Source organism: Nocardiopsis sp. NPDC055551 (genome assembly GCF_053619415.1).
In genome coordinates this window covers 1-14,176 of sequence record NZ_JBSHJJ010000015.1, presented here as the reverse complement: position 1 = coordinate 14,176, position 14,176 = coordinate 1, and the positions used below count along the sequence as shown (strand labels likewise).

Below are 14,176 nucleotides of genomic sequence, written 5' to 3'. Positions count from 1 at the left end.
AAAATGCATTCTAATGCGTTATCGTAGAACCATGAATTCCAACTCTTCCGGCGATAGCGGCCTTTCCAAGTTCCACCGACTCCTGGTCGACCAGGTCCGGCACGAGTTCACCGCCTCGCACCAGTACGTGGCGATCGCCGCCTGGTTCGACGACCAGGACCTGCCCCAGTTGGCCCGGGTCTTCTACGAGCAGTCCCTTGAGGAACGCGACCACGCGATGATGCTCGTGCGGTACCTACTCGACAACGACGTGACGTTCGCCCTACCGGGTGTCGACGCGATCGAGACGGATTTCGCCGTCTCCCGCGACCTTGTCGCCTTGGCCCTGCGTCAGGAGCGAGAGGTGAGCGACCAGTTCCAATACCTGGCCAAGGTGGCCCGTGACGAAGAGGACTACACGGGCGAACAGTTCCTGCAGTGGTTCATCCAGGAGCAGGTCGAGGAGGTCGCCAAGATGTCGACCCTCCTCAACGTCGTGGACCGTTCCAACGGCAACCTGTTCGACGTGGAGACCTTCGTGGCCCGCGACATGCCCAGTGAGGACAACGGCAGCCAGGGCGCGCCCGGTACCGCCGGCCCCACGGTGTCCTGACCCACGACGCCCGGCGTGAACACACGCCCCGCCCGGGCCCCGGGCGGGGCGTCGCCATGTGGCCCGTCGGGGGCATACTGGGGACATGCCTGAGGCTCTGCCGATCTTCCCACTGAACACCGTGCTGTTCCCGGGGATGACGATCCCCCTGCACGTCTTCGAGAAGCGGTACCGGAAGCTGGTCTCGGAACTGCTCGGACCCACGATGGCCGGGGGTGAGGCCGGTGGCCGTGAACGCGGACCGGCCCGTTTCGGTGTCGTGTGGATCGAGCTGGGCCACGAGGTGGCGAGCGAGTCCGGTCAGGGCGCCGGCGGTGCCGACACCGGGGTGCCGCACACCGTCGAGCACACGCGTTCGCCCTCGCTTCCGGTGGTGAGCGCCGTGGGATGCACCGCGGTGGTGCGCGACGTACGCACCTACGAGGACGGCCGCTACGACCTGGTGGTCGAGGGCGGCACCCGGTTCCGCGTCATCGACCTGTCGGAGGTCGACACCTTCGGGACCGACGACTACTCCACCGCATCGGTGTCGTTGCTCCCCGAGGCCCTGGGGCCGGACGCCAAGGAACACGCCGATCGGGTGCTGGACCTGTACGAGGTCTACCGGGGGCGGTTGTCCGAGATCGGCATGGCCCCGGAGACCTCCCGCGACCTGCCACGCGACCCCATCGCGCTGTCCCACGCGGTGGCCGCCTCGATCGTGCTGGACCCGGCGGAGAAGCAGCGCCTGTTGGAGGCCGAGGACGGCGCGACCCGGTTGGCCGTGGCCGCGCGTTTCCTGCGTCGGGAGAACCGGATCGTGGCCGCCCCCACCCTGCCGAACCTGCCGGCGGGCCCCTTCCTCAACAACGGGGTCTCCTTCAATTAGTGTGCCCGTCGAATCCGGGCACGTGTTGCGCTAGCCTGCCCGCAAGCCATAGACCAGTGGAAAGCCCAGGTAGCCGATGAGTGGAAAAGCCACGCCCGCGACCGTGGCGGCGGGACGGACCAAGACCACCTACACCCTGCACCCCTACGAGGTCGACGGAGATGGCGACGGCCACTCCTACGGGGCCTACGCGGCGGACGCGATCGGGGTGCCGCACCATCAGGTGTTCAAGACCCTGGTGGCCGAGGTGGACGGGGTGTTCACCGTCGGGGTGGTCCCGGTGAGCGGTTCGCTGGACCTCAAGGCGTTGGCCATGGCGGTCGGCGGTAAGAGGGCGACCATGGCCGAACCGGCCAGAGCCGAGAAGATCACCGGGTACGTGCGAGGCGGCATCAGCCCGCTGGGGCAGCGCAAACGGCTGCGCACGGTGATCGACTCCTCGATCACCGCCCTGGCCGCGGTGTACGTGTCGGCGGGGCGGCGTGGCCTGCAAATGGAGTTGGCCCCGGCCGATCTGATCCGATTGACCGAGGCGATCACCGCACCCATCTCATCGGACTGAGGTGAGGTGCCGCACACAGCGGATTCCGCTGTGACACAGAGGTCCATGGACCCCGGCACATTCGGCCACAGGCTGTTGCCCACCCCCCTACCCGGCGGTAGCTTTGTGAAATGGGCAACCTCTCATCCCCCTACAGGTCCGTCCCCGACATGTTCGCCTCCCGCGTCGCCCGATCCGGCGACCGGGAGGCGTTCAGCCACCCCGTCCCCTCCCCCGGTGGTGGTCCCGAAACCTGGAAGAGCCTCACCTGGAACCAGACCCGCGACCGTGTGCGCGACCTGGCCCTGGGCCTGCACTCCCTCGGCCTGACCTCACAGGCGCGCTGCGCGATCGTCTCCAGCACCCGGATCGAGTGGATCCTGGCCGACCTGGCGATCCTGTGCGCCGGCGGCGCCTCCACCACCATCTATCCCGGCTCCACCCCGCCGGACTGCGCCTACATCGTCTCCGACTCCGGCAGCCTGGTGGCCTTCGCCGAGGACGACGAACAGGTCGCCAAGCTCCGGGAGCAGCGCGCCGCCATGCCCGGGCTGTCCAAGGTGATCGCGTTCGAGGGTGACGCGGGAGGCGACGACGACTGGGTCATGGGCCTGGCCGAGTTGGCCGAGCACGGCGCCCAACTCCACGCGGAGCGGCCCGAACTCTTCGACGAACTCGTCGCCGCCGTCGAACCCGAGGACCTCGCCACCCTGATCTACACCTCGGGTACGACCGGCCGCGCCAAGGGCGTGCGCCTGGACCATTCCAACTGGCTGTACGAGGCACAGGCGTTGGAGATCCTGGACCAGGAGATGAGCGCCCGGGGTCGGCAGATGCTGACCATCGACGACGTGCAGTATTTGTGGCTGCCCCTGGCCCACGCCTTCGGCAAGGTCATGCAGGTCGCCCAGTTGCGGCTGGGGTTTCGCACCGCCGTGGACGGACGCGTGGACAAGATCGTCGACAACCTCGCCGTGGTGCGGCCGACCTTCATGGCGGCGGCCCCCCGCATCTTCGAGAAGGTCTACAACAAGGTCGTCCTACAGGCCAAGGAGGGCGGCGCCGCCAAGTACCGGGTCTTCAAGTGGGCGGTGGGCGTGGGCGATCGGGTGGCCCGGCTCCGTGAAACGGGCAAGGAACCCACCGGGGTGCTGGCGGCCCAGCACAAGGTGGCCGACCGTCTGGTGTTCGCCAGACTGCGGGCCCGTTTCGGTGGCCGACTGCGTTTCTTCGTCTCCGGCAGCGCGCCGTTGGCCCCGGAGATCGGCCGGTTCTTCTACGGCGCGGGGATCACCATCCTGGAGGGCTATGGGCTGACCGAGACCTCCGCGGGCGCCTTCCTCAACCGGCCCGGTGAGGTGCGCTTCGGAACGGTGGGGCTGCCGTTGCCCGGAACCGAGGTCAGGATCGCCGAGGACGGCGAGGTGCTGCTGCGCGGCCAGGGCGTCATGCGCGGATACCACAACCTGTCCGGTTCCACCGAGGCCGTGCTCACCGAGGACGGCTGGTTCGCCACCGGTGACATCGGCGCGCTGGAGAACGGGCGTCTGCGGATCACCGACCGCAAGAAGGAACTGATCAAGACCTCCGGCGGCAAGTTCGTGGCGCCGCAGGGCATCGAGAGCCGATTCAAGTCACTGTGCCCGTACGTGAGCAACCTGGTCGTGCACGGCGACCGGCGACCCTACTGCGTGGCCCTGGTGGCCCTGGACCCGGAGTCGATCGACGCGTGGGCCGAGGCCAACGGGCTGGGCGCGCTCGACTACGACGGTCTGACCAGGGAGCCCAAGGTTCGGACCATGGTCGGGGAGGCCATCGACGAGTTGAACGAGAACCTGCCCCGGCACGAGTCCGTCAAGGAGTTCACGATCCTGCCGAGCCCGCTGACGGTGGAGGCCGGTGAGATCACGCCGAGTCTGAAGATGCGCCGCCGGGCGGTGGAGGAGAAGTACGCCGAACTGCTCGACGCGATGTACGAGGGCTCCGTCCAGCGCCTGTGAGCACGATCAGGGAAGCCGGCCCTCGCGGTCGGGCCCGGGTTCGCGGTCAGGTTCGGGTTCGGGCTCACGGAGCGGTTCGGGAACGCCGGGTTGATCGGAGCGCAGCAGGCTGATTCCGTCCAGCAGCCCGTACTGCAGCACGTGCACGAAGGGCCACACGATGAGGAAGGCCAGGGCCTGGAGCTGGAGCGCGCCGGTGACGGTGTCACCGGGTTCGGCCGCCAGGAGCACCTCCCGGGCCGGGGCGTCCAACGCGACACCGATCCGCCAGACCAGGGCACTGCCCACGACGGCGCCCAGGAAGCCCACCAACAGCAGCGGGAGCCGAAGGTCCTGCTCACGCCGCTCGGACAGTCCGAACTGGATCATGTAGCAGGCGTAACCGGTGACGATACCGGCCAGCGCGGTGATGAGGACGAAGTAGCCCTCACCCGCGAAGACCTCCTCGGTGGCGCCGGCGAAGACCTCGCCCTCGCCCAGCGCGGTCACCTCCGGGCGGGGGGCGAGCCACCACCACAACGGGCCCAGGAGCGCCCCGAGCAGCGCCGTCGCGCCGAACACCGCCGCGGCCACGGCCAATCCGCGCCCCACCCTCGACGCGCCGGAACGGCCGCCCTCCGTCTTCACCCTGTCTGCCCCCTTCGTGTCCCGGACCTGCCGAAAACCAGTGGATACCCGGTCACGACCCGAAGGACAATACCCGCATGTACGACAAGAGCGGTCCCGTGGCCCTGCCCAAACGTGTCGATCCTCCCATGGCGGCGGACGAGCGGACGATGCTGTCGTCCTGGCTGGAGTGGCACCGCTCCACCGTGCACCTCAAGTGCGCGGGCCTGGACCCGGCCCTGTCCTCGGCCGCTCCGATCCCGTCCTCGCCGATGACCACGATCGGTGGGATCGTGTCGCATCTGCGCTGGATGGAAGCGTTCTGGTTCGAGGTGGTGATGCTCGATCAACCCGACGTGGCGCCGTACTCGACCCTGGACCCCGACGGTGAGTTCCGGGTCGGCGCCCGGCTTCCCTTGGACGAACTACTGGCCGACTACGAACGCCAGTGCGAACGCTCCCGAGAGATCACCTCCCATCTGGAGCTGGGCAACTCCTCCCGCCACGTCCTCCAGGGCGGCCCGGGACGGACCACCCTGCGCTGGGTGCTCAACCACATGGTCGAGGAGACGGCCCGCCACAACGGACACCTGGACCTGCTCCGGGAGTTGGCCGACGGCTCCGTCGGCCGATAAGGCCCCCGTGTGCCGTGACACACGAGGGCCGGTGCTCCACGGAGCGTGGCGGGTTCCGCCTGGTCAGTAGTCGACCGAGTACGCCCCCAGCAGGCTCTTCACCTCACCGTTGAACTCCGGGGAGATCCGCACCGAGTAGTTCTCCAGCGCGTAGATCCGCGAACGCACCGGGTTGTCCACGCGGACCCGCACCGGGGTCTCGCCCTTGTGAGTGCTCAGGATCTGGCGCAGGTCGCCCACCAGGTCCGGGGAGAGTCGCTTCTCGTCCAAGGTGAGCAGGACCGGGGGCTCCCCCTCGGTGATGTGCGAGATGTCCAGGATCGACATCTCCGAGGCGAACATCGACCAGGTACCGTCACGGTCGTTGAGCCGGCCCTTGACCGTGACCGCGGTGTCCTCCAGCAACGCCTCCACGTACAGCGGATACGTCTTGGGGAAGAACAACACCTCCATCGAGGAGTCCAGGTCCTCCACCGTGGCGATCGCCCACTGGTTACCGGCCTTGTTGGTGCGCTTGTCCACCTTGGAGATCAACCCGGAGATGCGCACCTCACCGCGTTCCCGTCCCAGGTCGCCGGCGACGATCTGCGCGATGGAGGTGTCCCGAGAGCGGGCCAGCACCCGCTCGGCCCCGGCCAACGGGTGGCTGGACACGTACAGACCCAACATCTCCCGCTCGAAGGCCAGCTTGGTCTTGCGGTCCCACTCCTCGTCGCCCCACTGGATGTTCAACCCGATGGGGGTGGAGTCACCGTCGTCGTCCCCGCCACCGAACAGGTCGAACTGGCCGTTCGCCTCCTGCTTCTTGGAGCTGATCATGCCGTCCACCGCCATCTCGTGGTGGCGGTACAGCTCCCTACGCGGCTGCCCCAGGGAGTCGAACCCACCGGCCTTGACCAGCGACTCGATCACCCGCTTGTTACAGGCGGCCAGCTCGATCTTGGACAGGAAATCCGTGAAGGAGGTGTACTTGCCCTTCTCGGTCCGGGTCTTGACCACGGAGTTGACCACGTTGGCGCCCACGTTGCGGACCGCGCCCATACCGAAGCGGATGTCGGAGCCCACCGGGGTGAAGCGCAGACCCGACTCGTTGACGTCGGGCGGCAGCACCTTGATTCCCTGGGCCCGACACTCGGCCAGGTACACCGCCATCTTGTCCTTGTCGTCGCTGACCGAGGTCAGCAGCGCGGCCATGTACGCGGCGGGGTAGTTGGCCTTGAGGTAGGCGGTCCAGTACGCGACGAGGGCGTATCCGGCGGCGTGCGACTTGTTGAACGCGTAACCGGCGAACGGGAGCATGACGTCCCAGATCGCCTGCATGGACTCCCGGGAGAAGCCCTTCTCGATCATGCCCGCGGAGAACTTCTCGAACTCCTTCTCCAGGGCCTCCTTCTTCTTCTTTCCCATCGCCCGACGCATCAGGTCGGCGCCGCCCAGGCTGTACCCGGCCAACTGCTGGGCGATCGCCATGATCTGCTCCTGGTAGACGATCAGGTGATACGTCTCACCGAGGATGCCCTCCAGGGCGTCCTTGAGCTCGGGGTGGATCGCCGTGACTTCCTGCCGGCCGTTGGAACGGTCCGCGTAGTCGTTGTGGGCGTTGGCCGCCATCGGACCGGGTCGGTACAGCGAGAGCACGGCGGTGATGTCACCGAACGCCTTCGGCTCCATCCGCTTGAGCAGGTTGCGCATCGCGCCGCCGTCCAGCTGGAACACACCGAGCGTGTCCCCCCTGGCCAGGAGCTTGTAGGTCTTCGGGTCGTCCAGCGGAAGCTTTCCGAGGTCGATGTCGACGCCGTCGGCCTCCTTGATGCTCTTGACCGCGTCGTCCATGATCGTCAGGTTGCGCAGGCCGAGGAAGTCCATCTTGAGCAGACCCATGTCCTCGCACTGAGGGTAGGGAAAGCCCGTGATGATGGCGCCGTCGGCGTCACGCTTGTGCAGCGGGATGACGTCCAGCAACGGTTCCTTGGACAGGATGACGCCCGCCGCGTGCACACCCGTGCCACGTGTCAGACCCTCGATACCCCGAGCGGTCTCCATCACCTTGTTGACCTGCGGGTCGTTGTCGACCAGGTTGCGCAGCTCGGTCGTCTCGCCGTAACGCTCGTGGTCGGTGTTGTACACCGCGTCCAGCGGAATCTCGTTGCCGCCCACCGGAGCCGGGAACGCCTTGGTGATCTGGTCGCCCGTGGAGTAGGGCATGCCCAGGATGCGGGTGGAGTCCTTGATCGCGGCCTTGGCCTTGATGGTGCCGAAGGTCAGGATCTGCGCCACCCGCTCCTCGCCGTACAGGCGGGTGACGTACTCGATCATCTCCCCGCGCCGACGTTCGTCGAAGTCCAGGTCGACATCGGGCATGGACACACGTTCGGGGTTGAGGAACCGCTCGAACAGCAGACCGTGGTCCAAGGGGTCCAGGTCGGTGATGCCCAACATGTAGGCGATCATCGAACCGGCGGCCGAGCCACGGCCCGGGCCCAGCGCGATGCCGTTCTCCCGGGCGTAGTCGCAGATGTCGGCGACCACGAGGAAGTAGGCGGGGAAGCCCATCTCGTTGATGATGCCCAGTTCGTACTGGATGCGGGAACGCGCCTCGTCCGTGGCCCCGTTCGGGTAGCGCACCGGGATGCGGCGCTCCACCTCCTTGGCCAGCCAGGAGGCCTGGGTCTCGCCTTCGGGGACGGGGTAGACCGGCATCAGGTCACGGTGGGCGAAGACGTTGTCGTAGGCGCTCGGGTCGACCCGCTCCGCGATGAGCAGGGTATTCTTGCACCCCTGGGCCCACTCGTCGAAGTTGAGCAGTCCGCGCATCTCGTCACCGGACTTGAGGTAGTAACCCGAGCCGTTGAACCGGAACCGGGTGGGGTCGTCCAGGTTCTTGCCCACACCCACCGCCAGCAGGGCGTCGTGCGCCGAGGCCTGGGACTCGTACACGTAGTGGGAGTCGTTGGTCACCAGCGGCGGGATGTTCAGTTCCCGGCCGACCCTGAGCAGACCGTCACGGACCTCCTTTTCGATCGGCACCCCGTGATCCATCAGCTCCAGGAACACGTTGTCCTTGCCGAAGATGTCCTGCAGCCCCGCCGCGTAGGCGATGGCCTCCTTCTCCTGGCCCAGCCGCAACCGGGTCTGCACACCACCCGACGGGCAGCCGGTGGAGACGATGACGCCCTCGCTGTACTCCTGCATGAGCTCCAGGTCCATGCGGGGCTTCATGTAGTAGCCCTCCATGGACGCCAGCGAGGACATCCGGAACAGGTTGCGCAGGCCCTGCTCGTTCTCGGCGAGCATCGTCATGTGCAGGTAGCGGCCACCACCGGAGATGTCCTTGCCGCCCTCGGCCGAGGCGTCGTCGGAGCTGTTGGAGCGCCCCCAGAACACCCGCTTCTTGTGGAAGCGCGACTCGGGTGCCACGTAGGCCTCGATACCGATGATGGGGGTGACCCCGGTGCCCTTGGACTGCTGGTAGAACTCGTAGGCGCCGAACATGTTGCCGTGGTCGGTCATGGCCACGGCCGGCATCTCCAGCCGCGCCGCCTCCTTGAACAACGGCTTCAACTTCGCCGCCCCGTCGAGCATCGAGTACTCGGTGTGGACGTGCAGATGTGCGAAGGAGTCGGCCATGACGCGTGTGCCCCCAGGCGGGTAGACGGACGGGTGGTGACTCCTGAGACTACGACTTCCCTGTGACTCTCGGGGACACCTGTGGACAACGAACCGGGCCCGTATCGGTGCGCCGGGCCCGGCCCGGGGAAGCTCGCGATGCGTCGGGGGTCGGGGCCGCCAGGTGCGCGTGGGGACGGCCCTTCGGGGGCGCCGCCCTGGAGAGGTCTCCGCGCACGTCTCCCGGGTCGATCCGGAACCGCTTCCCGAGTCCCGCCGCGGGTCAGGGTCGTGAGGTCCCCTTGGAGGCTCGGAGGTCGTGGGCGAGGGTGCGTAGCCAGGGGTCGCGGAAGGCCGGTTCGCCGGTCAGGACGCGGTGGACGAGGGAGCGGACCCGGCGGGTGCGTCCGTGTTCGTGGCAGCTCAGCGCGTCGGCCAGCCCCTGCCGGGCCCTCTCGTCGTGGCGGGGTCGGGTGACGGCGGGGTCGGACCAGCGGGTGCGCCGGAAGGAGTCCTCGGTCTTGGGTTGGGAGTTGCCCAGGTGACTCCAGAGAAATCCACCGATGGACACGTTGCGTACGGAACTGGGCGGCAGGTCGTTCGTCCACTCGGCGTGCTGCTGCCAGCGCCAGGTATTGGGGCTGGTCTTCTCGCGGGAGGTGATGCCGAGGTAGCGGACCCTGTGGCGGATCACGTTCCAGGCGGCCCGTTCGTCGTCGATCCAGTCGCGTAGATGGTGGTGCAGGTTGCCGAAGGTGGAACCGCGCGCGACCAGGTCGGTGAAGACCACGGGGCGGTCGCGGGCGGCCAGGGTCTGCGGGCTGATCCCGGTCGCGTCGAGGTTGACGCGCAACTGGGCGCGTTCGTCGGGGGTCAGGTCCTCGCCGTCGAGACCGTAGAGGGACAACGGCAGGCGGTGCAGCCGTGTGTGGTGGGAGGTATCGGCGAGCACCCCGGTGAGCAGGTCGTACACGCTGTCCGGGGAGCGTCCGACGAAGTAGAGGTCACCGTCCGCGCTGCGTGCCAGGACCTTGGCCGCGCACTCGGCGAGTTCGTCGACGTGGGTGGGGTCGTAGTCGATGCCTTCGGTGAGGGAGCCGGTGCGGTCTCCCCCGGGGATGTTCCAGCGGAAGGGGAGGTTGGGTTCCTTGTGTGCCATGGGGACTCCATTCGAACAGGGTGGGGAGGGTTAGCCAAGGGGATTTCGGTGTCGTTCGGACGACGGTGGTACACCGTTCGGACACGATCCCCTGTTACGCTCCGGCGCGCGAACCCCCGCTGAGAGGACCATCTCCGTGACCAAGACGCCCCGTCGCATCGCTTCCACCGCCACTCTCGTTCTGGCGGCCTCCGCCCTGGTGGCGATGCCCGCCGCCGGAGCGGAGTCGCCGTCGATCCCCGCCCCGCCCGGTGAGCACGAGGTTCGCTTCGCGACCTTCAACACCGCTCTGGAGCGCCCCGAGGAGGGGATGCTCGCCGAGGAACTGGCCTCACCCGACAGCGACCAGGCCCGCAACGTCGCCGAGATCATCCAGCACGCGCGGCCCGACGTGCTGTTGGTCAACGAGTTCGACCACGACGAGGAGGGCGTGGGGCTGCGGCGGTTCCAGGACAACTACCTGTCCGTGGGACAGAACGGCGCCGACCCCATCGACTACCCGTACGTGTACAACGCCCCGGTGAACACCGGTGTGGCCTCAGGAGTGGACCTCAACGGCGACGGTGAGGCCGTGACCGAGCCGGGAACCCCCGAGTACGCCGAGGACGCCTTCGGGTACGGCGTCTTCCCCGGCCAGTACGGCATGGCGGTGCTGTCCAAGTACCCGATCGTCACCGAGGAGGTGCGCACCTTCCAGACCTTCCGCTGGGCGGACATGCCGAACGCGCTGCTTCCCACCGACCCCGAGACGGGCGAGTCCTACTACTCGGAGGAGGCCCTGGAAGTGCTGCGACTGTCCTCCAAGAGCCACTGGGATCTCCCCATCGACACCGGGCGGGGACGACCCGTGCACCTGTTGGCCAGTCACCCCACGCCGCCGACCTTCGACGGCCCCGAGAAGCGCAACGTGGCCCGCAACCACGACGAGATCCGATTCTGGGCCGACTACGTGCGTCCCCGCGCCGCCGACTACGTCTACGACGACGCTGGGGTGCGAGGCGGGTTGGCGCCGGGGGCCCGGTTCGTGATCGCCGGAGACCTCAACGCCGACCCCAACGACGGCGACGGGCATCCCGAGGCCATGACTCAGCTGTTGGAGCACCGGGACATCGTGGACGTGCGCCCCTCCAGCCAGGGCGGACGCGGCGCGGCCGAGCGGCAGGGCGCCGCGAACGACGACCAGATGGGCGACCCGGAGCTGGACAGCGCGGACTTCGTGGACGAGCCGGGTCCGGGCAACCTGCGGGTCGACTACGTGCTGCCCTCGCGTTCGCTGCCGGCCCGCGCGTCGGGGGTGTTCTGGCCGACCGTGGACGACCCTCTGTTCCGGCTTACCGGCGACTACCCGTTCCCGAGCTCGGACCACCGCATGGTCTGGGTGGACGTGGTCCGCTGACTCTCCGGCCCGGGTCGGTACGTGGGCGGGGGGGAGGTGAGGGTAGGGCGCGGGAAGCGGGAGCGGAGCGGAGCGCGGGGAGCAAGACGCGGGGCGCGGGGAACAAAACGCGGGGCGCCGGCGGTGGGTCCTCCGGTTCACGGGGCGGGTGTGGGGTGTGTTGGTGGGGCGCCTCGGTTTTCTGGCTCTTTGGGGTGGTTGGGCGGGGTGGGGGTGGGTTCTCCCTCCTTCCCCGCCGCGTGATTGTTGCCGCCCGCACCGCACGCGTCAAGGCGATGTTGAGTTGCGCATCAGCGTGGTGGGTGGCCTTGACCCGTACGGCACGGGCGGCGGTTTGGCGGCTATCGGGGAAGGGGGGAGAGTGGTTGAGGTCCCAACGGCCCCGGGCTTCGCCCGGTCCGGCCGTGGCCGGCCGGATGCCTTCCCCTCTCTCTGGTGTCCTCGTGGGCCGCGTCGCCACTACGTGACGGGCCCGGTCACGAAGGGCCCGCTACAGGTGGGACGGGTGGCGAGCCGCGTCCCCGCGGTGGCCGGCACCGGCGCCCCTTTGGCGATGATCTTGCTCGTAGCGCCATGTTCGGCGCCCAACATGGCGCTACGGACAAGATCATCATGATGGAGAGACAACACGGGGTTGATGGTGCCGGTGGGCCGGTACCAGGGGTGGCAGTGGCGCCGAGACCCCCAACGGGAGCCGCTCCGGCCCCGGGATATGACTCCGGGTAGGGGGTTCGCGGCGGGGACATACCGATATCCCCACAGGACACAGGGCCCTTGGGTTCTGACACCCAACCGGGGGTGATCTCGGGGTGGTCGCGGCGGGGTGGTGTTCCACCTGGCGGAAACGCATGGTCGTGGAAGCGGATGGTGGTGGTTAGAGGACAGTGGCTGGGGCCGGCTCCCCCTCCCCATCCCCCGACCCGGCTTCCTTTCCCGCTTCCTGGCGGTTCTGGGCGTGGTGGTGCTCCCAGATCTGCCGATTCACCTTGGCCTGCAACCGGTGCTTAAGCCGGTTATGGGTCGAGCACAACACCTGCATGTTCTCGGCGCTGGTGACCCCGCCGTGGGAGAAGGGGACGATGTGGTCGTACTGCGACCAACTACGCGGCACATCACAACCCTCGTGCCACTCGCAGTAGGGCTTCTTGAACCCCGCCGCCTGGCGCACCGGATCCGGAGCGCACCGCTGCTTACGCCCCACATCCAACAAGGTGCGGCCCTGTTCGTCGGTCACGAACCGGCGCAACCAACTGTCGGGGGTCAGACGGGCCACCATCTGGTCGGGGATGACCACACCGTCCTCGGTGACGGCGGGTTCAGCCGTCTCATCGCCCAGGAAGCGTGTGAGGGGGACGGTGATGTTGAGGGTCGCCAGAGGTTGGCGGCTCAGACTGGAGCAACCCCGATGCGTCAGAGCGGTCTCGAAGATGCGCATCATCGCGTCATAGGTGCGCTGATGCTTCGGCATCGCCGCGTTCTCCGGCCCATACGGCTGCGTGTAAGCCTGCAGAGCGGCCTGGATCAGCTCGTTATCGGCCCCCGGCCCCCACATCCGCAACAAAAACCCGGACTCGAACGTGGGCGAGAATTGGGCGCCCCGGTTCTCGAACGTTTCGTCATAGTCCCGGTCGGCCTTATCGGGGTCCAGGCGGGCCACGAACCATTTCGCCGCGTCCCGCAACTGGCGCACCGAAGCCTGCGGGCACTCGGCCTTGAAACCGATCAGCCCGAATTCCAACCGGGACCGAAACCCCTCCACCGAAGGACGCTGGGCACGGAATTCCTCATCCGCCGTTTCCAGGACCTTCGCCCACTCGGTGGTGGCCTTTTCGGTGGAGGTCGCGATCGCGCACGCCTCACCCAGCGACAGGGCCTCGTTCTGGAAGGCTTCTTCCACCAGGGGCAACTGCTGCTGGTACAACGCTCGGGCGAGGGTGGCAAGGCTCTTGGCCTCGGCCGGAGAGGTCCCCCACTGGTGGGTGATCCACGCCTGGATACTGCGCTGGCCGCCCTCTTCCAACAGGGCGCCGGTGGCCTCCATGCGGGCCAGGGCGGGCAGCATCCCATAGCGGATCCGGTCGACTTCCCCATTGAGCCGGCCGAACTGTGCGAGCACATCGGCTTCACACCCGAACGGGATATCCCGGCCGGAGAACTCCACCGCCATCTCCCGCGCACCCGCCATCGCCTTATCGACCGGGGTGTTCCCAGTCGGGCGCGGTGTGTGGGGAGGAAAGCTCATACTCTGATTATATGCGAACACCCCAGGAAATGACAGGCCCACCCTCCAGTTTATTAACCGAATTCTGGAGCCGACATGCCTACCATGAATTGGTCCCTGTTGTGGGTTATCCATAATCCGGAATCGAATGGGATCCTGTTTTTGATCTTGTCCGTAACGCCATGTTGGGCGCCCAAATGGGCGCTAGGAGCAAGATCATCGCTGTGAAGACCAGAGCCGGCTACCGCGGGGACGCGCCCGGCCCCGTGCCTGGCCTGTAGCGGGCCCTTCGTGACCGGACCCGTCACGTAGTGGCGACGCGCCCCACGAGGACACCAGAGGGAGGGGAAGGCATCCGGCCGGCTGCGGCCGGAGTGGGCCGAAGGCCCACAGGGCCCTTGGAACCTCAACCACTCTCCCCCCTTCCCCGATAGCCGCCAAACCGCCGCCCGCACCGCACGGGTCAAGGCCACCAACACCGCTGCCAGAGCACCCGACATTGCCTTGACGCGTGCGGTGCGGGCGGCAACAATCACGCGGCGGGGAAGGAGG

At 67.6% G+C, this 14,176-nt stretch carries 10 protein-coding genes; 6 read left to right on the top strand and 4 right to left on the bottom strand.

Annotated features, from left to right (window positions below):
* Positions 1-31 precede the first annotated feature (31 nt).
* The 4 genes from ACWGSK_RS24250 to ACWGSK_RS24235 all read left to right on the top strand — a co-directional run bounded on the left by ACWGSK_RS24250 (position 32) and on the right by ACWGSK_RS24235 (position 4,001).
* Positions 32-592, top strand: a complete 561-nt coding sequence (locus tag ACWGSK_RS24250; protein ID WP_452456839.1) for a ferritin — start codon at positions 32-34, stop codon at positions 590-592.
* 85 nt (positions 593-677) lie between these two features.
* Positions 678-1,460, top strand: a complete 783-nt coding sequence (locus ACWGSK_RS24245; protein WP_358510807.1) for an LON peptidase substrate-binding domain-containing protein — start codon at positions 678-680, stop codon at positions 1,458-1,460.
* A 76-nt stretch (positions 1,461-1,536) separates the two neighbouring features.
* Positions 1,537-2,022, top strand: coding sequence for a Cys-tRNA(Pro) deacylase (gene ybaK, locus ACWGSK_RS24240; protein WP_358510810.1), 486 nt, complete (start codon positions 1,537-1,539; stop codon positions 2,020-2,022).
* A 110-nt stretch (positions 2,023-2,132) separates the two neighbouring features.
* Positions 2,133-4,001: an AMP-dependent synthetase/ligase gene (locus ACWGSK_RS24235; protein ID WP_452456838.1), complete on the top strand. Its 1,869-nt coding sequence runs from the start codon at positions 2,133-2,135 to the stop codon at positions 3,999-4,001.
* Positions 4,002-4,007: 6 nt separating this feature from the next.
* On the opposite strand, the gene ACWGSK_RS24230 is transcribed toward ACWGSK_RS24235, so the two are convergent.
* Positions 4,008-4,628 (bottom strand): hypothetical protein, encoded by a 621-nt coding sequence (locus ACWGSK_RS24230; protein WP_358510816.1) that lies wholly within the window; start codon positions 4,626-4,628, stop codon positions 4,008-4,010.
* A gap of 77 nt (positions 4,629-4,705) precedes the next feature.
* Here ACWGSK_RS24230 and ACWGSK_RS24225 point away from each other — a divergent pair, with 77 nt between their 5' ends.
* Positions 4,706-5,242 carry a DinB family protein gene (locus tag ACWGSK_RS24225; RefSeq protein WP_358510819.1) on the top strand — a complete coding sequence of 179 codons (537 nt, stop codon included), beginning with the start codon at positions 4,706-4,708 and terminating at the stop codon, positions 5,240-5,242.
* Positions 5,243-5,305: 63 nt separating this feature from the next.
* Here the strand turns inward: ACWGSK_RS24225 and dnaE are convergent, their stop codons facing one another.
* On the bottom strand, positions 5,306-8,869 hold the full coding sequence (gene dnaE / locus ACWGSK_RS24220; protein WP_452456837.1) for a DNA polymerase III subunit alpha: 3,564 nt from the start codon (positions 8,867-8,869) through the stop codon (positions 5,306-5,308).
* Positions 8,870-9,131: 262 nt separating this feature from the next.
* A complete protein-coding gene (locus ACWGSK_RS24215; protein WP_452456836.1) occupies positions 9,132-10,007 on the bottom strand; it encodes a hypothetical protein in 876 nt (291 codons plus the stop codon).
* Between the two features lie 205 nt (positions 10,008-10,212).
* On the opposite strand from ACWGSK_RS24215, the gene ACWGSK_RS24210 reads away from it, so the two are divergent.
* Positions 10,213-11,403, top strand: a complete 1,191-nt coding sequence (locus ACWGSK_RS24210; protein ID WP_358510838.1) for an endonuclease/exonuclease/phosphatase family protein — start codon at positions 10,213-10,215, stop codon at positions 11,401-11,403.
* 874 nt (positions 11,404-12,277) lie between these two features.
* Here the strand turns inward: ACWGSK_RS24210 and ACWGSK_RS24205 are convergent.
* Positions 12,278-13,645, bottom strand: coding sequence for a DUF222 domain-containing protein (locus tag ACWGSK_RS24205; RefSeq protein WP_452456835.1), 1,368 nt, complete (start codon positions 13,643-13,645; stop codon positions 12,278-12,280).
* Positions 13,646-14,176: the final 531 nt, after the last annotated feature.

What these genes read in the sequence shown, in the direction of transcription:
- ACWGSK_RS24210 (WP_358510838.1), top strand. Translation starts at nt 10,213, where the DNA reads ATGCCCGCCGCCGGAGCGGAGTCGCCGTCGATCCCCGCCCCGCCCGGT.
- dnaE (WP_452456837.1), bottom strand. Translation starts at nt 8,869, where the DNA reads ATGGCCGACTCCTTCGCACATCTGCACGTCCACACCGAGTACTCGATG.
- ACWGSK_RS24225 (WP_358510819.1), top strand. Translation starts at nt 4,706, where the DNA reads ATGTACGACAAGAGCGGTCCCGTGGCCCTGCCCAAACGTGTCGATCCT.
- ACWGSK_RS24250 (WP_452456839.1), top strand. Translation starts at nt 32, where the DNA reads ATGAATTCCAACTCTTCCGGCGATAGCGGCCTTTCCAAGTTCCACCGA.
- ybaK (WP_358510810.1), top strand. Translation starts at nt 1,537, where the DNA reads ATGAGTGGAAAAGCCACGCCCGCGACCGTGGCGGCGGGACGGACCAAG.
- ACWGSK_RS24245 (WP_358510807.1), top strand. Translation starts at nt 678, where the DNA reads ATGCCTGAGGCTCTGCCGATCTTCCCACTGAACACCGTGCTGTTCCCG.
- ACWGSK_RS24205 (WP_452456835.1), bottom strand. Translation starts at nt 13,645, where the DNA reads ATGAGCTTTCCTCCCCACACACCGCGCCCGACTGGGAACACCCCGGTC.
- ACWGSK_RS24215 (WP_452456836.1), bottom strand. Translation starts at nt 10,007, where the DNA reads ATGGCACACAAGGAACCCAACCTCCCCTTCCGCTGGAACATCCCCGGG.
- ACWGSK_RS24235 (WP_452456838.1), top strand. Translation starts at nt 2,133, where the DNA reads ATGGGCAACCTCTCATCCCCCTACAGGTCCGTCCCCGACATGTTCGCC.